A 19,387-nucleotide genomic window follows, 5' to 3' on the forward strand; every position below is an offset into this window, starting at 1 on the left:
ACCAATGACTAATGACAAGCAGCTACACATTTACACCAAAGAAAATCAGCAAACTTTGCAAAGACTGATTAGAGCGATCGCGCTTTCTGAAGGTCAATTTGTCCTGATTTTAGTTCGATGTAACTATGTCCAATTACGTGAGCAAATGTTAGAGAATATTCGCTCGATCAGCAAAGACATCTATATCAGAGAAATCGTTCTCAATCCATCAACTACTTCCTTACATAGCACAATAGTCTCAGAACTATCTTTAGATAATCCTGCCGTCCTTACAGATTCTTTGCCATCTGCTGTGATGGTTTTCGGTATTGAGTCAACTACTGACCTGGAAAACTTACTTACAGGCATCAACCAAGCACGAGATATTTATGCCGCGACTTTTCCATTTCCAGTGGTGTTGTGGCTACAAGATGAAGTGGCATCATTGCTTTCCAAATTAGCACCTGATTTCAAAAGCTGGGCTGCAACTACTATTAAATTTGAAATGGCCAAAGCTGATTTAATTGCTTTGATCCGTCAAGAGGCAGAATCTCTATTTGACAAAGTTTTAGAAGCAGGTGCCGAAACATTTTTATCTAATGCCTTTCTCGATTTAGATCCCAAGTCCCAACACCGCCACGAAATAGAATCAGCCCGTAATGATTTGCTGCGCCTGTATGGCGTTCAATTAACACCAGGATTAGAAGCTAGTTTAGAATTTGTGTTGGGGCGAGATAAATATGCCAACGATCAAATTAATGGTGCTTTAGCCAATTATCAAAGAAGCCTAGCGTTATGGCAGCAGGAAGCAAGCAAAGTGGCAGAGTGGGAGAGTAATTTTTCTTTGCCCCTCTCATCTCCTCACATTGTGCCCCCTTCGTCTTTACTCAAGCAAGCAATAGTACTATTCCACCTGGGGCTGTGTTATCACCGAATGGCAGACTTATACCACAATACTAATAGTAACTATTGCGAACATGCTCTCTTGTGGTTTAAACAATGCTTGGAGCTATTGGAGGAGGTACACAGAGAAGACTTAGTTGCTAAATTTATTTTGCCTGCTTGTGAAATGCTGCAACGCTTACAAGCTTGGGATGACTTAAAAAAATTAGCTCAAAAGTCATTACGTTTACATAAAACTTATGGAACTCCGGCACAAGTTGCTCAAAATTATGGCTTTTTAGCAAATGTGGCGGCTTCTGAGTCAAATTGGTTACTAGCTCATGAATTAGCGAATACAGCACTTTCTATCTCCGAAGAAGCAACAGAAATTTCTCTGCGAGATGCTTTGCGAACACGACGACAAGAAAGTTGGTATCTTCTCTTGCTAGCACGTACACAGAGGCATCTGGGTGAGTCGGAGGAGGCGATTAATAACCTGGAATGGGCGAGGGTAGTTTGTGAGCTACAACATCAGCCATCACTTTACTTAGAGATTTTAGAGGAACTGCGATCGCTTTACTTTTTTGAGCGTCATGACTATACAGAAGCCTTTAAACTGAAGCAAGAAAAAATTCAAATAGAACATCAGTATGGCTTTCGTGCTTTCATCGGGGCAAGTCAATTGCAGCCACAACGCCCCAGAATTAACCCAGTATTGGAACTTCACAAAATACCGTCTATTCCTGAAGAAATTGCCCAAGAAATATCTGCTTCTGGACGGCAGCAAGATGTTAATCGCTTAATTGAAAGAATTACCCGCGCTGACTACAAACTTACAGTAATTTATGGGCCATCAGGTGTAGGTAAAAGCTCAATTCTCAAAGCTGGTTTAGTCCCAGCCCTAAAGGGAAAAGCTATCGGTGATCGTATTCCTATACCTATTGTTTTGTCTGTTTACACTGATTGGATTACAATCTTGATAACCAGTATCAACCAAGCGCTGGCATACACAGGAATATCAGTTAATCTTGACTCTACACCTAGTATACTGCTAGAAAGAATTCGGTTAGCATCTGAGCGCAATTATACAATAATTATTATATTAGACCAGTTTGAAGAATTTTTCTTTGTTAGTAATCCTCCCACACACAGAATAGAGTTTTATAATTTTTTCACTGAATGTTTAAATATTTCATTTGTAAAAATTATTCTTTCATTAAGAGAAGATTATTTACATCATTTATTAGAATTTGAACGTTTTAGCCAGAAAAATAGTACTGGATTATATGATTTAGGAGTAATTAATAAAAATATTCTTGATAAAGACATTCGCTACTATTTAGGAAAATTCTCTAGCCAGGATGCCAAAGCCATAATTCATAGTCTTACTCAACGTTCACATTATGAACTGAGTGATGAATTAATTAACCGATTAGTCCAGGATTTGACAGGAGAACTAGACGAAGTACATCCAATTGAATTACAAATAGTTGGTGCTCAACTACAAATAGAAAACATTACCACACTCGGACAATATAAGCTTTCCGGCGGCTCGACAAAATTGGTGGAACGCTGGCTTGGGGAAGTTATCAAAGACTGCGGTCAGGAAAACGAAGAGTTAAGTTGGAAATTATTATTTGAGTTAACTGATCAAAAGGGGACGCGACCGTTAAAAACTAAAGCTGATTTAGCGGCGGCATTAGTTAATAATCATGATATAGATACAATCTCAACCTTTGGCACAGTTGGGGAACTGATTTTAGAAATATTGGTGGGTTCAGGGTTGGTGTTGCGAATCAGAGAAGAGTTAGGCGATCGCTACCAGCTAGTTCACGATTATTTAGTTGAACCAATTCGCCAAAAAAACAATTATGTCATCCTTGCCGAATTAGAAAAAGTCAAACTTGAAAAAACTCAAGCTGAAGTTGCCCAAAAACTTAGTCAAAAGCAACTCAATTTGGTATTGCAACGGCGACTGCAAGAAGCACGGATCGCAGGCGCAATCCTGGCAATCATGGGAGGAACAATCGCAGCATTATGGTGGCAAGCCGACTTACAAAAAAGAGCAGCAATTAGCCAAACTCTACGAGCTGAACACAGTGAAACCAACTTGAAAATTAGTGCGATCACTGCTGGTAGCGAAGCTTTGTTTGCGTCTAATAAAGAGTTTGATGCCGTATTAGAAGGTTTGCGGGCTTGGAGAGGACTTAAACAGGCAGAGGTTGTGCAGCCAGATACCCGAATGCGGGTAGTGACAGCCCTGCAACAGGCAGTTTATGGGGTAACGGAGGTTAACCGCCTGGAAGGGCACACTGATGTTGTCTGGGGAGTAACTTTCAGCCCAGATGGTCAGTTGCTAGCATCAGGTAGCCGAGATCAGACGGTGAAACTTTGGCGTCCTGACGGAACCTTACTCCAAACCCTCAAAGGTCACACTGATGCTGTCACCTGTGTAAGTTTCAGCCCTGATGGTCAAACCCTAGCCTCCGCCAGCCTTGACAAAACAGTGCAAATCTGGCGCAAAAACCCGATTACAGGTGAATTTGACCCCAAGCCATATAAAACCCTCAAAGGACACGGAGATTGGGTTTATAGCGTTAATTTCAGTCCTGATGGGGAATTATTAGCTACTGGCAGTAACGATACAACCGTAAAACTGTGGCGCAAAGACGGTAGCTTAGTAAAAATATTGAAAGGACATCGAGGGTGGGTTAACTGGGTAAACTTCAGTCCCGATAGTCAATTCATCGCCTCCGCCAGCGACGACAAGACAGTGAAAATCTGGCGACGGGACGGTAGCCTCGTTACAACTTTGCAGGGACATCAGCAGGGTGTAACTGTAGCTGTTTTCAGCCCAGACGGTAAATTCTTGGCGTCAACAGGTCGAGATCAGACAGTGAAACTTTGGCTCAGGGAAAGTAACAGCACTAAAGACGGTTTTGACTTTCGTCCTTACAAAACTTTACGACACCATAGCGATATAGTGTGGAGTTTGAACTTTAGTTCCGATAGTAAAAAGTTAGCTTCTGCAAGTCAAGACAAAACTATAAACCTTTGGAGTATCACTGGTACTTTACTCAAAACCTTCAAAGGACACAGCGATGGTGTTGTCAGCATCGCTTTCAGTCCAAATAACAAATTGCTGGCTTCAGGAAGTTATGACAAAAGTGTGAAATTATGGAGTTTAGATCCCCCAATACCGTCTATTCTTCAAGGACATCGGAAGCGAGTTTTGAGCGTTGCTTGGAGTCCCGATGGCCGGATACTAGCTTCTGGTAGTAGCGATCGCACTATCAAACTTTGGGAGCGATACACTAGTAATGGCGAGGTCAAAACCCGACTCTACAAAACTTTAGTGGGGCACACAAATCAAGTTCCTAGTGTCAGTTTTGACCCAAAAGGTGAAATGCTGGCCTCAGGAAGTTTTGACAAAACAGTGAAACTTTGGCGGCTTGACGGTACTTTAATCATGACTCTCTATGGGCATAGCGATAGTGTGATGAGCGTGAATTTCAGTCCTGATGGTCAATTTTTGGCATCAGCTAGCAAAGATAAAACAGTGAAACTTTGGAACCGTCAGGGCAAGTTGCTCAAAACCTTAGTCGGGCATCGGGGTTGGGTAAATAGTGTAAACTTCAGCCATGATAGTCAGGTTTTAGCCTCTGCCAGTGATGACCGAACTGTTAAACTTTGGCAACGGGATGGTACTTTACTCAAAACTTTCTCGCCCCACGGCAGCTGGGTGATGGGTGTCAGCTTTAGTCCCACTGACGAGTTATTGGCTTCTGCCAGCTGGGATAATACCGTGAAACTGTGGCGACGGGATGGGAAGTTGTTAAAAACCTTATTAAAGGGGTACAGCGATAGCTTCAATGCCGTGACTTTCAGCCCAAATGGTGAATTGCTTGCCGCCGCCAGTTGGGACGGGACAGTAAAACTCTGGAGCCTTGACGGCAAATTAATTAAAAGTCTCAATGGGCATCGCGCTTCAGTATTAAGTATTAGTTTTAGCCCAGATGGTCAAACACTAGCATCAGCTAGTGATGACAAGACGATAATTCTGTGGAATTTACATCTTGATGATCTGCTTGTTCGTGGTTGCGACTGGGTGGGCGATTACCTCAAACACAACCGCAATCTTGAGGAGCGCGATCGCCTTCTTTGTGATGGTATAACTCGTAGTCCAGGGGACAAGGAACAATGATTTGTAGCAGTAAAAGAGTGAATTGACATGAACTCTTAAAGCATCAACCAGGAACCGCTCTTGGTTTAGCGGTTGATGAGACGATCTGAGTTGGTAATTTAGAGCTAGAAAATAATTTTCGAGATGATTCAGCCGCATGAGCGATCGCTCTCCAAAACTTCATGGCTATTTTCTTCGGGAGCCTCTTGTGGCAAATTCGCTAAAAATGCTTGTAGTCTCATCCGCTCAATGTAAGGCCAGCCTCCCTCAGACTCAATATCTTTCAGTAGTGAGTAGAGTTGCCGACGGTTAACAGGCAAACTCTCTTGAAAAACCCCATCCCGGATCTCTCGGTGTAACTGCTCCAATTGCCTAAGCATTGCCAAAAGAGCTACAGTATCGCCTTGACAAACCTGAACAGCATCATACACCACAGTTGCGATCGCTTGCTGTTTCCAAGACAACTCTCCTGATTCAAAATTTTGATTATTATTCATCCCACCCTTTCCGTATAAATAATCAGGTCAACTCAAATTTACCGGAGATTTTTAATTTTCCCTAGCTTGTCACTCTAGACAAGCAGTGATCACAAGTCCTGCTGAAGACAGAATTGGTGAATTCAGAATACCCAGCAGTCAAGTCAGGGCGAAGAGTCACGAAAAGAATTTTTTCTTCACACGCGTTTAAAATCGGGGTTTTAAACCTCGATTCTCGATCCAATACTTCGACAAGCTCAGTAACCATCGCATAGAATCCATTCTGGCTCCTGAATTCTGAATTCTTCTTCGATAAACATTCTGTAGGCTTGTATTAAAGTTTTTTGAACTCACCGTGTCTCCCTGTCCCCTTGTCCCCTTGCCCTAGTCGAGGTAAATATAACTAGATTTGTATCTTTATCAAAAGCAATTGCGATCGCTCCTAAAAGAGCGTAGTAACCTTTAGCATAGCCTCCACAGCAGCTAGATGTGATCTGGAGGAGACTTTTTTGATTAAGAGCACTTTGATTTTGAGTTAAAAAAAATCGTATGATCTGGCTGATTTCCCCATCAAACAATGGGTTGTATGTAGTAGCGTCACATACATGATACAAAAAGACTTGGGCGATGCCGCTTTTGCCATAGGCAAGAGCAAAGTGCAAAGCAGACAATCTAGATGCCCAAACACTTGGTTCAGCTCTGGAAATCAGAGTGAAGCCGTGTCCAACCAAAAATAGCTTTTCGCAGCAGAGTAGCGGCTTCTCATCAGAGATCAAAGCTTCGATGCAGTTTTACAACAAATCTATTAATTTTTGAGATTGAGGTTGACCATGAGGTATCGCGCTTTAATTGTTGCATTCTTGGCTTTGTGCCTGGGGCTAATAACTGCTTGTAGTGATGCTCCTGCTAGTACTAGTAATAGTAGAGATGTACTCACTTACGATCAAATTCGCGGGACTGGCTTGGCTAATAAATGCCCCCAACTAACAGAAACAACCCGTGGCTCTATTCCCATTGATTCTAGCCAGTCCTATGCCATCAAAGAACTTTGCTTGGAACCAACCAGCTTCTTCATCAAAGAAGAACCTGCTAATAAACGCCAAGAAGCAGAATTTGTGGCTGGCAAATTGTTGACCAGATACACTTCGACTATTGATCAGGTGCAAGGCAACCTAAAAATCAACTCAGATAATAGCTTGACCTTTGCGGAAACTGATGGTCTTGACTTCCAAGCCATCACTGTGCAACTTCCTGGTGGTGAGCGAGTACCTTTCCTATTCACCATCAAAAACTTGGTTGCTCAAACACAACCCAGTTTGAGCAGTATTAACACCTCCACGGACTTTGAGGGCACTTTCAAAGTTCCTTCCTATCGTGGTGCTGCCTTCCTAGATCCCAAAGGTCGTGGTGTTGTCAGTGGCTACGATAATGCCGTGGCTCTCCCCGCCCAAGCGGATGATGAAGAACTTACCCGCACTAACGTCAAGCGTGCTGAAAATCTCAATGGCAAGATTTCTCTGCGAATCGCTAAAGTAGATAACTCTAGTGGTGAAATTGCTGGTACTTTCGAGAGCGAACAGCCATCTGATACAGATTTAGGTGCTGGCGAACCTAAAGAAGTCAAAATTCGCGGTCTATTTTATGCACGGGTTGAACCGGCTCGTGGCTAAATCCTCGGAAGTAACGCATGTACTTACAGCAGTTTTCAGGGATCTAGACCACGACTGAGATGGGCAATGTTGAATAAGGAGTGGTGTAGTTCAATTACTTGAAAAGCGCTGTAAGTATAACAAAGGGCATCTTGCCCTTTTTTATTGGCTTGCGTAAACATACATAGTACTTTTTAATTTTTATTAGTAATTTTTAAAGATGGGATAAATCTCAGTTAAAGAGACACGTAATTTTACTGTAAATTCAATTTTTTCTGATCCAACAAAATCCTGAAGACTATTTTTTTGTTTTTTTAAATTAACTTGATCATTAATTAATTCAAATTAAGTACAATTTCGGTTTGATATTTAGTAATTAATTTTATATTTTATTTGTATGTAGTTCTAAAAAAACTATAGGTCATACCAAAGATAAATAACAAACTAAATACCGATTTAACACGATGTGCAACTTATTCTTGTCACCCCGCTTCCATTCCTCTCACACCAGTTGCTACAACTCTTAGCCACCCCCTGGCGTGTGGGGAGTGGCGTGGAAAAATAGGCAACGCACTGACTGACTCCCCCACAGTTCGAGAGGCTTTGATTCGGCTCCTGTTCCCTTGTAAGGAAACGGTTGGGGGTTAGGTTTGAGATCAAGTTGCACACAGGTGATTTAGCCAATTTAAATTTTGCTCGATTGTCAAACAACCTATGAAATATTTATAGAAAAACTTTGTTATCTACATAGTATTTGCTAGGAAATATAGGGCGATATTGTCTTTAATGTCGTGCGATCGCAGCTGAATTTCAAAGTGAACATTAATTCTTTTTTTGCTCAATAAATAGGGTGCTATGCCTACCACAGTCACCAATGAACTCAAACACGAAATTTGGCAGTTGTTGCGAGAATACCAGCAATCTCCGTCAGAAAATATCCGCAATCAACTGGTAGAACTCAATTTTGGGCTTGTCAGAAAAGAAGCTCACTACTGGACAAATCAATGTCATGAAACCTACGATGATTTGCTCCAGGTTGGATGTTTGGGTTTAATCAGAGCTATTGAAAAATTTGAACTTTCCAAAGGACATGCCTTCAGTTCCTATGCTCTTCCCTATATTCGGGGTGAAATTCAACATTATCTCCGAGATAAAGGTGTCACGGTGCGAATTCCTCGCAGGTGGTTAGCGCTACAACAGCAAGCAATAGGAGTTTCACGTTCTTGGCGTGAAAAACATAATCGTCAACCAACCGATTCGGAATTAGCAACAGTACTGGAAATTTCTCCAAACGAATGGCAAGAAATTAAATTAGCATGGATTAATCGCGCTCCCTTGAGTCTCGATGTGCCAGTCCAAGACGGAGAAGAAGGCTCTACCTGTTTGGGAGAATTGGTTCCAGATCCTCACTATCGCAGCTTTCAACTAGCACAAGAAGACCAATTTCGCTTACAACAAGCATTGGTTCAGCTAGAAAAACGCACCCGCGATGTGTTGGAATGTGTGTTTTTGCAAGATTTGACACAAAAACAAGTTGCGGAACATTTGGGCATCAGTGTAGTAACGGTTTCCCGTAGAGTCAAGAAAGGACTGGATTTGATGAAACAGCTTATGGGTGTGGCAGAAGATTGACTGCAAATAAACACCAATCCGCAGTTATGCTGGGTGGGCAGTGCTAAAAATAACCTTTTAAATCTAAAAAATTAGGTTATAAAGGGAAGATACTTTGCCTTTGATACAAATTTCAGGCTTGTTAATTTCCACTTTTCAATTTTCCAATGGCTTTTGAGAACAGCTCATGGGCGTAAATTCAAAAATTACAATTGCAGCTATTTTAACTTTGGCGATCGCTGGATGTGCTTCTGAAGATACACAAAAAGCCATTAATCCTGCACCAATTCCCAAAATAGCAGCAAAGTCGCCAGCAACGGCTCAATCCTTTAAGAATCCAGTGATACCTACCAGAGAGGTATCACAAGTTACTCCCGCATCTGTTAACTTGATTCAATCCACTAATGCTACAGAGCGGGCACGGCTAGTTGTGCTATCAAAAAATCGAAGTGACCCATTTGCACAACTTTTCGGGCAGACGGCTCCCGCAATGCCTCCAACATCTGGAAGACCTGTTCCCGTGTTGCCTAAGCTACCCACTAGATCATTAGCAGGACGAAAACTTCCAACACGCAGCATAGCTTTAAATCCAAAGAAAAATAACATTTCTTCTGTACCAAAACCAAAAAAAGTCAATCCTATCTTGACTTCAGTCTTGCCTAAGGTTTTGCCTCAAGTTGTCTCCAACCCGACTTTAGTATCTGTATTGCCAGCGCCAGCACAACCTGAGTTAGCAAGGGGAGTGCTTGTGACTGGTGTAGTTCTGATTAGTCAGGAACCACAAGCAATTATCAAAGTACCCGATGAGCCGACGAGTCGCTATGTGCAGGCGGGACAGCGATTAGCAGATGGTGTACTGATTAAACGTATTGAAATGAATCAGGGCTACAACCCCATCGTGATTCTGGAACAATATGGTATTGAAGTTGCCAAAATGGTAGGGGAAGGGGCTGTCAATTCAACGCCGTCAGCTGCACCTGCTAGCGGTAATCCTGTTTCAGTGACAACGCCCCCCTCAAATCCTTCTAATGTTGGAGCTTCATAAACATGGAGACTAAGGAAAAAATTGAATTCCCTGGTTTACCTTTAGCAGTCTATAGAGAGATAGCAGCTCATTTATGTCAAGTGGAAGGGGTAGAAGTAGATTTAATTCCCCAGTCATCCCAACAGTTTGATTACAATCAAAGTCAAATTGGTGGCTTGTCCATCTCGTGGACAGCAAACTCTGGCTCAGAAAGTCGGCAACGAGTTAGCCAAATTTTGGCTTACTATCAAAATCGCTATATAAATCTTATTTGATTTGCGAAAATCGAAGCCTCAGATTCCCGATTTTCCCAAGAAGTCGGGAATTTTGTTATTCACGAATGTTAATATCAATTTATTGAATTTAGCTGAAAACTTGCGTACTCAAAAAACTGCTGTCTTTCTAGAAAACGTCTACAAGTTTTACAACAATGTACCTGTAGTCAATGACCTGTCATTCAAAATTGAGGCGGGGGAGATATTTGCTCTACTTGGCCCGAACGGTGCGGGTAAATCAACCACAATTCGGATGCTGACTACACTCACGAAACCGTCCCAAGGACGGATAGAAGTAAGTGGATATGATGTGAAGAGCCAAGCAATGCTGGCAAAACAGAGTATTGGCGTAGTCTTGCAGCAAATTAGTGTGGATAACGATTTAACCGTTTGGGAAAATATGGAACTGCATGGGAGACTACATCACATTAGCAACCCGCAGCGACAAAAACTAATTAATCAATGGCTAGAGTCTCTTGAGCTAGCACAAAAACGTGATGATTTGGTAAAAACCCTGTCTGGGGGTATGAAACGACGGTTGCAGATTGCGAGAGCTTTATTACATCAACCGCAAATTTTGTTTTTGGATGAACCAACGGTAGGACTAGACCCCCAAACCAGGCGACGCCTCTGGGAAATTATTCGGGATTTGAATAAGCAGGGGATGACGATGCTACTGACCACTCATTATATGGATGAGGTCGAATTTTTATGCGATGCCTTTGGCTCTACCAAGCCAGGACGTATCGGTATTATGGATAGTGGTAAGCTGATTTCTTTGGGAACTTTACAACAGCTGCGTTCTGCTCACGGTGAAGGTTTGGTAATGAAGCAATTAAATCTGTCTGAAGTGGAGAGTGATGGCGCTCGTCGCTGGGAATATTTGTTTTTTCCATCCTTGGAAGCAGCAAATATCTACTTGAATGAACAGCCCGATAAAACCGGAATGATGGTGCGTCCCTCTAACTTGGAAGATATTTTTGTGGAATTAACGGGACGCCAGTTAGACTAACCTCATCCTCCTAACTGTCGCAGCATAGCTTCTACCCTTTCTACGCCATTTGAGTCATTGCGCCGCTTGTACAAGTCACGGGCTTTCTGTAGCAAGCTGTTTGCTTGTTTGGCTTGTCGTCGCTGTTTATACATCGAACCCATCAACTCATAAGTTTGAGCATTGTTCTTATCCAACTCGATTGCTTGTTGGTATGCCCAGGTAGCTGCACTATAGTCTCCCATACGCGATTGCGTCACAGCCAATCCTAAATAGGCATTAACGTTGTTACGGTTCAGCTGTATGGCACGACGGTAGCCTTCCTTTGCCCCAGGTGTGTCGCCCAAATTCGCTTTGATGTAACCTACAGCGTAGTAAAAATCACTATTGTTAGGGTTGATAGCGATCGCTCGACGATAAGCAGTTAATGCCGCTCGGTAATTTCCCTGTTGAGCGTATAAGTAGCCAATACCTGAATGAATTTTAGCATTTTTGGGATCTAGGCTAGCTGCTTGCTGATAAACTGCGATCGCACCACCATAATTACCGGTATCAACTAACCTCCGTCCTTCTTCTAGCAGTTGCTTTAACTGTGGGTTTTTAGTTTGTGCCACTAGTACCTGAGCCTGAGCCACTGAAGGTATGCTGAAGGCAAAACATCCTAATAACACTACACTAAACACAAATGATGTTGGCTTGTACACAGTAAATTTCCTGAAATTTTAGACGACTTTTTTCTTGTACATTAAAACAAAAATATGGACTTTTGAAAACTGTATTTCTTCGTATTCATTAAATGTTAATTGTTTATCTACTCTTTCCTTTACAATCAGTGGCATATCACAGAGTCTTTACTGAAAGATCAAGTGCCAGGTATAAATGATCAAATGAGCTTACTCTACATATAAATTCGGAGAATACCAAAATTACACTCTTTTTTTACAGTAGTTATACTTATAATTCCCCAAGAACCAAACCAATAGATGTCTCACTTAATTCTGGGAGCATCTCAATGAAAGCAAATATACCAGATGAGAAACAAGATTCTTGCTTCCTTTCGGAACCCACGGAGAGAATTAGGGTGAGATTTTACAAGCTTCCCTTAATTCTAAATAGGCGATCCGACAATGGCACTTCACGGCCCATGTGTGCGATCGCAATCTAAAATTGTGTCAGAATATGTTTATCAAACTTATCTCAACCCAGGCTAATTATAAATGTGTAAATAAATTTACATTTGTTAGAGTATTTTAATAATAAATATCAAGCTAGATGTTATTTGGGAGGCTAATTTATGATTATAAGTACTACTGATGTGATTCAAGGAGCGGTTATTGAGTCATATTTAGGTGTTGTGACAGCAGAAGTAGTCTACGGCAGCAATTTCTTACGAGACTTTTTGGCTGGTATTCGAGATATTATCGGTGGACGCACTGGTAGTTATGAGCGTCTATTTGAGCAGGGTCAACGCAAGGCACTAGAAGAATTAGAGCAACGAGCACAACGTTTAGGAGCAAATGCTGTGATCGGCATTGAAATTGATACTGGTACAATCAATCTTGACCAATCAGGAGTTCTTTTGCTGATTACTGCCACAGGCACTGCTGTAAAGATGCGTTAATTTTTTATTGTTTGTCTAATTACTTTGTGAAGATTTTTTAATAAAGGTTACAAAGTTTTGTATTAAGTCTAATTTTTTGCGGATGTATTATATATAGCAGTTAATAACTGTATTTTAACTTCTAAAGAATCATTAAATAAAAAAAATACTAAATTTGATTAAAAATTGTTAAAGGTGTTAGTTTTTTTATCACTGAAGATATATTCATTAAATATTTCTATTGATAGATATGAAAATAGATGATTTAGTTATTTAATCTTAAGTATAAAGATTTGAATATACCTGAAATATAGTTTGTTGAAACAGCACTGGAGAACATAAGCAATGTCATACGTAAATCGAACAGGTGATGACGTTATTTCTAATGAACCTGTGGTAGCAGGCCGAGTAACTGAATATCATGATCTTGTTCGCTGGGGGCCGATTATTTCTGGTTTGTTGGTTTCTTTAGCTACCCAATTAATTTTGAGCGCTATAATTGGCGCTTTTGCCGCAGGTGCAGTTGAAGGTTCAGGTGCACCCAGATCAATTGCCCCAAACGCTGCGGGTAATGCGGGGCTTTGGTCAACCATAGCTTTGTTGATTTCTCTATTTACGGGTGGTTGGGTTACAGCCCGTGCTTGTGGGCCAATGAAGCGCAATACAGCTCTTCTTAACGGCGCAATTCTTTGGGCTACGACTTTGGCAGTTAGCTCATGGCTTTTAGCAAGTGGAGTATCTGGTGCTTTTGGTGTTGCTGCTTCCAACGCTGGGGCAGTCATAAACCAGGTACAACAGCAAGGTGGTGTTAATGTACCACAAGCAAACATAAGTGCCGAACAAGCTCGTGAAGCGGCAGGTAATTTACGTTCGGGATTGTGGTGGTTTGTGTTTGGTTCTTTGTTGGGTTTAATAGCTTCAATGATTGGAGCCGTAACTGGAGCTCGTAGTCCCCGCACTAACTACAATCCTTGAAGAATTGTTTGACAAACAAAATGTTATCAACTTTAAAAGCACCTTTTTTGAAGGTGTTTTTTTTATGAAACAGAATAAAGGTGCCAGTCGCCAGAATTCACTTGGGTATTTTGTGCGACTGGTGGATGAATAAACGGCGTTTTTGCACCCCCGCCAAATTTTCTTGTTTTGTGGTCAACTTTCGTAGTGGGGGGTCTGAATCCCACACTGATTGCATTCTGACGAATGTATTCTGACTTCTGAATTCTTCTTCAATATTTAAAACTGGCGTTTGTAGCGATCAATTAATTCTGGCGTAGTCAAAATATGACTATCGATAGCTGTTAAAATTTGGCTTTTGTTAGCACCTGCAATCTAACTTTTTAGGTTCTTCAGTTCATTTTATGGAACAGAATAATAAATAAAACCTAAAAATACGCTAGATTTATTGCTGTGAGTGGGTTTTAAGTTTTTGAGCCTTTCTATAAAACTGCGATTTTAATGCTCTCCCATAAAACCAACGCAACAACCGGATTTATTTTGTTGTCTCTAATACTAGCTTAGTACGATCGCAAAAATATTTAAAATCTTTACTCCCATTTTCTAAATATTATTAATTTTTCGGATATCTATTAATATCACGCTTCTAAAAAATAGAAATGTTTTTTAGAAGCGCAATATTTTGGATGGTTATTTTTTCTAAATAAATTAAACGAAAACTTTACTACCGCAGATCACCATTTCAAATATGAAACTTCAATGCCCTGCTCACGCCGAATTTTGCCATCTTTTTCAAACCAACCAATTACTTGTTGCGCTGTCAAATCTTCAATCGCAACGCCGTAATCTTGGGCGATATGCTTCAAAAGTTTAAGTGATGAAATTGTCAATCTTGTTAAAAACTTTTCTGGGGAAGACAACAAAGCCGCGTCTACTTTTGCGGACTCTTCCAGAGTTAAAAATTGTGCTGATGGTTGCTGTGGTAGTACGTCCATAACGCTATCTCAAACTTAGTTGATTATTGATAATGGGTAGTTGCTATTCAGCTATTATCGATTACCGAAGCTAGATGTAAAACCGAGTTTATTTATGAGAATTTTGCTGGCAAGCTTGTACCAAATAGCCACAACGATGTTCGCCATCAATAATCCAGTGGGTGCGTTCTACGGTACAATCTGGTAAGACGGCTGCAAACATTTCTAATTCGTGACCACAAATGCTGGGGAAAGACTCGGCAACGTTGGAAATGGCGCAGTTATGCTCCATTAAGATAAAGCGATCGCTCTCAAAGCAGTCATTCGCATCAACAGGGTGATACTCCGCCATGAAGCCTTCCGCTTTTCTGAACTCTACTAAGTTGGCTACACGTTGCCGCAGTGAACCACTACCCACGCGATCGCGATATTCTAGTGCTTTGCGCTCCCACTGTTTCTGTAAAATCCATTTAAATTGGTCATCTCCCATCGTTTCGGCTAAGGTGTCTAGCAGCGAAACCGCAAAATTGCCGTGGCCATCACCGAAGCGATCGCTCATTGTTCGATGCAAGCGATCGCGTCCCTGACGACTCAATTGATAAAGATGCTGCGGACGCCCCATCCCCGCCTGCACTGATGTCGAATACAAAACTAGCTCCTCTGCCTCCAAATCTTTGAGATGGCGACGAATCGCTTGGGGGGTAACGTCTAAAACTTCAGCTAGCTCCAAAGCCGTTGCTTTTTCGTGTTTGTGCAGATACTCTAGGATATCTTGCTTGGTTGAGGACTGGTGGATAGTCGTCATCTTCGGGTGCGAGACGTTCAGCAAACGTCCCAAAAATTTCTTTGAAAATTTGACTTTGACAACATTGTTGTTGTTAATTTAGCGTAAAATGAAGATACATTAAACAACATAGCTGTTGTTTTACTCTCCACCACTATTCTAGCAGCCGTGTAACCATTCCGTAATGCGAGATGGGAATCGGCTAAACAAAAGCCCGTCTTCCATCCTTATAGAGATTCCAGTTCCGAACACGAGAGATTATTACTGATGAGTGCCACTGTCAAAACCTTAGTCAACCAACCCTACAAGTACGGCTTTGTCACAGACATTGAGTCCGACACGATTCCGCGTGGACTAGACGAGGACGTTATCCGCTTGATCTCCTCTAAGAAGAACGAGCCGCAGTTCATGCTGGATTTTCGCCTCAGAGCTTATCGCCAGTGGCAAAAAATGACGGAACCAACTTGGCCTAATGTCAAGTATCCGCCAATTAATTATCAGGATATCATTTACTACTCAGCGCCGAAGCGCAAGAAAGAAAAACTAAACAGCTTGGACGAAGTTGATCCAACCCTTTTAGAAACCTTCGAGAAGTTAGGCATTTCTTTATCTGAACAGAAGCGACTAGCAAATGTTGCTGTGGATGCGATTTTCGATAGCGTCTCTGTCGCCACTACATTTAAAGAAAAGCTAGCGGAAGATGGCGTTATTTTCTGTTCGTTTTCCGAAGCGTTGCAAGAACACCCAGAACTGATTAAAAAATATCTGGGTAGCGTTGTTCCCATTGCTGATAACTATTTTGCCGCCTTGAACGCCGCCGTATTTAGCGATGGTTCCTTTGTCTACATTCCTAAAGGCGTGAAATGCCCAATGGAACTTTCTACTTACTTCCGGATCAACTCTGGTGACACGGGACAATTTGAGCGGACTTTGATTGTCGCCGAAGAAGGTAGTTATGTTTCTTACCTCGAAGGTTGCACCGCACCGATGTATGACAGCAACCAGCTGCACGCCGCCGTTGTGGAACTTGTCGCCCTTGACAACGCCGAAATCAAATACTCCACTGTACAAAACTGGTACGCTGGAGATGCTAACGGTAAAGGTGGTATTTACAACTTTGTCACCAAGCGCGGTTTGTGTCAGGGTGTAAATTCCAAGATTTCGTGGACTCAAGTAGAAACAGGTTCGGCAATTACTTGGAAATATCCCAGCTGTGTGTTGGTGGGCGATAATTCTGTAGGTGAATTCTACTCGGTGGCGCTGACAAATCATATGCAGCAAGCCGATACTGGCAGTAAGATGATTCACGTAGGTAAGAATACCCGCAGTACAATTATTTCTAAAGGAATCTCCGCAGGTAAATCCAGCAATAGCTACCGGGGTTTGGTGAAAGTCAACCCGACAGCGAAAGGGGCGAGAAATTATTCTCAGTGTGACTCAATGCTAATTGGGGATAATGCCCATGCCAATACTTTCCCCTACATCCAGGTGCAAAATAATGCTGCGAAGGTGGAGCATGAAGCTTCTACTTCCAAGATTGGGGAAGATCAACTATTCTACTTCGCTCAACGGGGTATTTCTTCAGAAGATGCCATTTCGATGATGATTAGCGGCTTCTGTAAGGATGTTTTCAATCAGTTACCGATGGAGTTTGCTGTAGAAGCTGATAAGTTGTTGAGTTTGAAGTTGGAAGGCAGTGTTGGATAAATGGAACCAAAGATAAACACAGATACATCGGCGCTCTGTGTTTATCTTTGGAAGAATAACGTAGACGCTTCGGCTTGCCGCAGGCTACCGCAAAGGGCGCAAAGGGCGCAAAGAAAGAGAAGGGAGAGAAGATGATTATTGAAAATAGTGAAGTTGTGCTGTCAGTAAGGAATCTGACGGCTAATGTTGATGGGACACCGATTTTAAAGGGTGTAAATCTTGAGGTGCGATCGGGTGAAATTCATGCGATTATGGGGCCGAATGGTTCTGGTAAGAGTACCTTTTCTAAGGTGTTGGCTGGGCATCCAGCGTATGAGGTGACTGGCGGTGAGGTGATTTTTCAGGGGCAAAATCTGCTGGAATTGGAGCCAGAAGAACGGGCCAGAAGTGGTGTGTTTTTGGCGTTTCAGTATCCGCTAGAAATTCCGGGTGTGAGCAATTTGGATTTCTTGCGGGTGGCGTACAATTCTCGTCGGAAAGCACAGGGTTTAGAGGAAATAGACGCTTTTGATTTTGACGATTTGATTGAGGAAAAGCTGGATGTGGTGAAGATGAATCCCAGTTTTCTCAGTCGGAGTTTGAATGAAGGATTTTCTGGTGGTGAGAAAAAGCGGAATGAAATTCTGCAAATGGCGCTGCTGGAACCAAAGTTGGGAATTTTGGATGAGACAGATTCGGGTTTGGATATTGACGCGCTCCGTATTGTGGCTAATGGGGTAAATCAACTGGCAAGTCCAGAAAATGCCACAATTCTGATTACTCACTACCAACGGTTACTCGATTATATTGTGCCTGATTTTGTGCATGTGATGGCACAAGGGCAGATTATTACCAGTGATGGTAAGGAACTAGCGTTAGAATTAGAGTCTCGCGGTTATGACTGGGTGCTGGAAGAGTTTGCAGCTGCTGAGGTAGGTGTGTAATGAGTATTCAAGTATCTCCCAGTCCAATTCCTAACTCAAATGTAGTCAGTTTGACATCGATGTTAGATAGAGATGATTATCTAACTGGGTTATTAAATCAAGTAACTGCAACGAAAACAGAAGGTTGGTTGCAGGATTTACGTGAAGGTGCTGCTAGTTGGGTACGCCACTCGACTATTCCCACAACCCGCGAGGAAGAATGGCGATTTACTGATTTGTCGTCTCTGCGAAAGGTGCAATTTAATGTAGAGACGGGAAATTACGCATCTTTACAATTTGATATTTTGCCAGAAGCGGCTAATAGTCGTTTGGTATTTGTTAATGGCGTTTATGCGCCGGAGTTATCAGCAGTTAGAGATTTGCCATCTGGAATTGTGGTGAGTAATTTGGCTGGCTTACCTGTGGTTGAACAGGAGAATGTACAGCAGTATTTAGCTCAAGCTGAGGGAGCGCAGGAGGTTTTTACCGCTCTCAATACGGCTGGAATAACTGATGCAGCTGTGGTTTGGGTGAAGAAAAATGTGGTAGTTGACACACCAATTCATTTGGTGTTTATTGCCGTTGCTGGGGAGATGGCGACGATTTCGCAGCCGCGTTGTTTGGTGGTGGCGGAAAGTGGTTCGCAGGTGAGTTTGGTTGAAGAGTATGTGGCAGGCAAGATGCCTACCCCAGAAGATACTTACCTTACCAACGCGGTTACGGAAGTTTGGATTGCTGACAATGCCCAGGTGAGTCACACTAGGGTTGAGCGGGAAGGTACAGAGGCTTTTCATATTGGCAAGACTGCGATCGCACAGGCTCGTGATAGTCGATATACTTGTCATGCCATAACTTTAGGTGGGAAGCTGTCACGGCACAATTTAGAAATTTTGCAAACTGGTGAGCAGACTGAAACTACTCTCAATGGTTTGACGATGATTTCTGGTAAACAGTTGGCTGATACTCATAGTGCGATCGCACTCAATTATCCTCACAGTACGAGTAAGCAATTGCATAAGTGTATTGTAGGCGATCGCGCTCATGCAGTGTTCAATGGTAAAGTTTTGGTTCCCAAACGGGCGCAGTTGACAGATGCAGCCCAGTTGAATCGGAATTTGCTGCTATCATCTAAAGCCAGGGTTGATACTAAACCCCAATTGGAAATTACTGCCGATAATGTCAAATGCGCTCACGGTGCTACCGTTAGCCAATTGGAAGATGATGAAATATTCTATCTGCAAAGTCGGGGAATCGATGAAAACGATGCTCGGAAGTTGTTAATTAACGCCTTCGCTGCTGAAATCATCAACCAAATATCAGTTACTTCTCTGCGAGAAATCCTTTTAAACACAGTCAATAATCTTAAGTCCATATCGCTTGACTCTTAACTATTGAA

At 42.1% G+C, this 19,387-nt stretch carries 16 protein-coding genes; 11 read left to right on the forward strand and 5 right to left on the reverse strand.

Annotated features, from left to right (window positions below; all coding sequences use genetic code 11):
* Window positions 1–4 precede the first annotated feature (4 nt).
* Window positions 5–5,065: a hypothetical protein gene (locus tag PUQ00_RS03500; RefSeq protein ID WP_300413225.1), complete on the forward strand. Its 5,061-nt coding sequence runs from the start codon at window positions 5–7 to the stop codon at window positions 5,063–5,065.
* 128 nt (window positions 5,066–5,193) lie between these two features.
* Here PUQ00_RS03500 and PUQ00_RS03505 read toward each other — a convergent pair whose 3' ends face one another.
* Window positions 5,194–5,541: a hypothetical protein gene (locus tag PUQ00_RS03505; RefSeq protein WP_300413227.1), complete on the reverse strand. Its 348-nt coding sequence runs from the start codon at window positions 5,539–5,541 to the stop codon at window positions 5,194–5,196.
* Between the two features lie 329 nt (window positions 5,542–5,870).
* The gene (locus PUQ00_RS03510; protein ID WP_300413229.1) at window positions 5,871–6,251 is read right to left on the reverse strand and encodes a hypothetical protein; all 381 of its coding nucleotides are present in this window, start codon (window positions 6,249–6,251) and stop codon (window positions 5,871–5,873) included.
* Window positions 6,252–6,350: 99 nt separating this feature from the next.
* On the opposite strand from PUQ00_RS03510, the gene PUQ00_RS03515 reads away from it, so the two are divergent.
* The 5 genes from PUQ00_RS03515 to PUQ00_RS03535 all read left to right on the forward strand — a co-directional run bounded on the left by PUQ00_RS03515 (window position 6,351) and on the right by PUQ00_RS03535 (window position 11,091).
* Window positions 6,351–7,190, forward strand: a complete 840-nt coding sequence (locus tag PUQ00_RS03515) for a photosystem II manganese-stabilizing polypeptide (RefSeq protein ID WP_300413231.1) — start codon at window positions 6,351–6,353, stop codon at window positions 7,188–7,190.
* An 834-nt stretch (window positions 7,191–8,024) separates the two neighbouring features.
* Window positions 8,025–8,801 (forward strand): RNA polymerase sigma factor SigF, encoded by a 777-nt coding sequence (locus PUQ00_RS03520; protein WP_300413233.1) that lies wholly within the window; start codon window positions 8,025–8,027, stop codon window positions 8,799–8,801.
* A 166-nt stretch (window positions 8,802–8,967) separates the two neighbouring features.
* Window positions 8,968–9,825, forward strand: coding sequence for a hypothetical protein (locus PUQ00_RS03525; protein ID WP_300413235.1), 858 nt, complete (start codon window positions 8,968–8,970; stop codon window positions 9,823–9,825).
* 2 nt (window positions 9,826–9,827) lie between these two features.
* Window positions 9,828–10,079: a hypothetical protein gene (locus PUQ00_RS03530; RefSeq protein ID WP_300413237.1), complete on the forward strand. Its 252-nt coding sequence runs from the start codon at window positions 9,828–9,830 to the stop codon at window positions 10,077–10,079.
* Between the two features lie 100 nt (window positions 10,080–10,179).
* Window positions 10,180–11,091: an ABC transporter ATP-binding protein gene (locus PUQ00_RS03535; protein WP_300413349.1), complete on the forward strand. Its 912-nt coding sequence runs from the start codon at window positions 10,180–10,182 to the stop codon at window positions 11,089–11,091.
* A 2-nt stretch (window positions 11,092–11,093) separates the two neighbouring features.
* Here PUQ00_RS03535 and PUQ00_RS03540 read toward each other — a convergent pair whose 3' ends face one another.
* Window positions 11,094–11,774 (reverse strand): tetratricopeptide repeat protein, encoded by a 681-nt coding sequence (locus PUQ00_RS03540; protein WP_300413239.1) that lies wholly within the window; start codon window positions 11,772–11,774, stop codon window positions 11,094–11,096.
* Window positions 11,775–12,364: 590 nt separating this feature from the next.
* Here PUQ00_RS03540 and PUQ00_RS03545 point away from each other — a divergent pair.
* Together PUQ00_RS03545 and PUQ00_RS03550 are read left to right on the forward strand one after the other, a co-directional pair.
* The gene (locus PUQ00_RS03545; RefSeq protein WP_300413241.1) at window positions 12,365–12,691 is read left to right on the forward strand and encodes a YbjQ family protein; all 327 of its coding nucleotides are present in this window, start codon (window positions 12,365–12,367) and stop codon (window positions 12,689–12,691) included.
* Between the two features lie 324 nt (window positions 12,692–13,015).
* On the forward strand, window positions 13,016–13,645 hold the full coding sequence (locus PUQ00_RS03550; protein WP_300413243.1) for a hypothetical protein: 630 nt from the start codon (window positions 13,016–13,018) through the stop codon (window positions 13,643–13,645).
* A 713-nt stretch (window positions 13,646–14,358) separates the two neighbouring features.
* On the opposite strand, the gene PUQ00_RS03555 is transcribed toward PUQ00_RS03550, so the two are convergent.
* Window positions 14,359–14,619 (reverse strand): hypothetical protein, encoded by a 261-nt coding sequence (locus PUQ00_RS03555; RefSeq protein WP_300413245.1) that lies wholly within the window; start codon window positions 14,617–14,619, stop codon window positions 14,359–14,361.
* An 88-nt stretch (window positions 14,620–14,707) separates the two neighbouring features.
* Window positions 14,708–15,403: an iron-sulfur cluster biosynthesis transcriptional regulator SufR gene (gene sufR / locus PUQ00_RS03560; protein WP_300413247.1), complete on the reverse strand. Its 696-nt coding sequence runs from the start codon at window positions 15,401–15,403 to the stop codon at window positions 14,708–14,710.
* A gap of 246 nt (window positions 15,404–15,649) precedes the next feature.
* Here sufR and sufB point away from each other — a divergent pair, with 246 nt between their 5' ends.
* The 3 genes from sufB (at window position 15,650) to sufD (ending at window position 19,379) form a co-directional block, all read left to right on the forward strand.
* Window positions 15,650–17,089: a Fe-S cluster assembly protein SufB gene (gene sufB, locus PUQ00_RS03565; RefSeq protein WP_300413249.1), complete on the forward strand. Its 1,440-nt coding sequence runs from the start codon at window positions 15,650–15,652 to the stop codon at window positions 17,087–17,089.
* Between the two features lie 131 nt (window positions 17,090–17,220).
* Window positions 17,221–18,012, forward strand: a complete 792-nt coding sequence (sufC, locus tag PUQ00_RS03570) for a Fe-S cluster assembly ATPase SufC (RefSeq protein ID WP_300413251.1) — start codon at window positions 17,221–17,223, stop codon at window positions 18,010–18,012.
* Complete coding sequence (gene sufD, locus PUQ00_RS03575; protein ID WP_300413253.1) at window positions 18,012–19,379, forward strand: Fe-S cluster assembly protein SufD; 1,368 nt, start codon at window positions 18,012–18,014, stop codon at window positions 19,377–19,379. Before sufC ends, sufD begins: the two co-directional genes overlap by 1 nt.
* The last annotated feature ends 8 nt before the right edge of the window (window positions 19,380–19,387 follow it).

This window comes from Nostoc sp. S13, assembly GCF_029379315.1.
Classification (GTDB): Bacteria; Cyanobacteriota; Cyanobacteriia; order Cyanobacteriales; family Nostocaceae; genus Nostoc.

Excerpts from the sequence above, each read along its gene's own strand:
- sufB (WP_300413249.1), top strand. The coding sequence starts at position 15,650 with ATGAGTGCCACTGTCAAAACCTTAGTCAACCAACCCTACAAGTACGGC.
- PUQ00_RS03515 (WP_300413231.1), top strand. The coding sequence starts at position 6,351 with ATGAGGTATCGCGCTTTAATTGTTGCATTCTTGGCTTTGTGCCTGGGG.
- sufC (WP_300413251.1), top strand. The coding sequence starts at position 17,221 with ATGATTATTGAAAATAGTGAAGTTGTGCTGTCAGTAAGGAATCTGACG.
- sufR (WP_300413247.1), bottom strand. The coding sequence starts at position 15,403 with ATGACGACTATCCACCAGTCCTCAACCAAGCAAGATATCCTAGAGTAT.
- PUQ00_RS03500 (WP_300413225.1), top strand. The coding sequence starts at position 5 with ATGACTAATGACAAGCAGCTACACATTTACACCAAAGAAAATCAGCAA.
- PUQ00_RS03505 (WP_300413227.1), bottom strand. The coding sequence starts at position 5,541 with ATGAATAATAATCAAAATTTTGAATCAGGAGAGTTGTCTTGGAAACAG.
- PUQ00_RS03545 (WP_300413241.1), top strand. The coding sequence starts at position 12,365 with ATGATTATAAGTACTACTGATGTGATTCAAGGAGCGGTTATTGAGTCA.
- PUQ00_RS03555 (WP_300413245.1), bottom strand. The coding sequence starts at position 14,619 with ATGGACGTACTACCACAGCAACCATCAGCACAATTTTTAACTCTGGAA.
- PUQ00_RS03530 (WP_300413237.1), top strand. The coding sequence starts at position 9,828 with ATGGAGACTAAGGAAAAAATTGAATTCCCTGGTTTACCTTTAGCAGTC.
- PUQ00_RS03550 (WP_300413243.1), top strand. The coding sequence starts at position 13,016 with ATGTCATACGTAAATCGAACAGGTGATGACGTTATTTCTAATGAACCT.
- sufD (WP_300413253.1), top strand. The coding sequence starts at position 18,012 with ATGAGTATTCAAGTATCTCCCAGTCCAATTCCTAACTCAAATGTAGTC.
- PUQ00_RS03520 (WP_300413233.1), top strand. The coding sequence starts at position 8,025 with ATGCCTACCACAGTCACCAATGAACTCAAACACGAAATTTGGCAGTTG.
- PUQ00_RS03525 (WP_300413235.1), top strand. The coding sequence starts at position 8,968 with ATGGGCGTAAATTCAAAAATTACAATTGCAGCTATTTTAACTTTGGCG.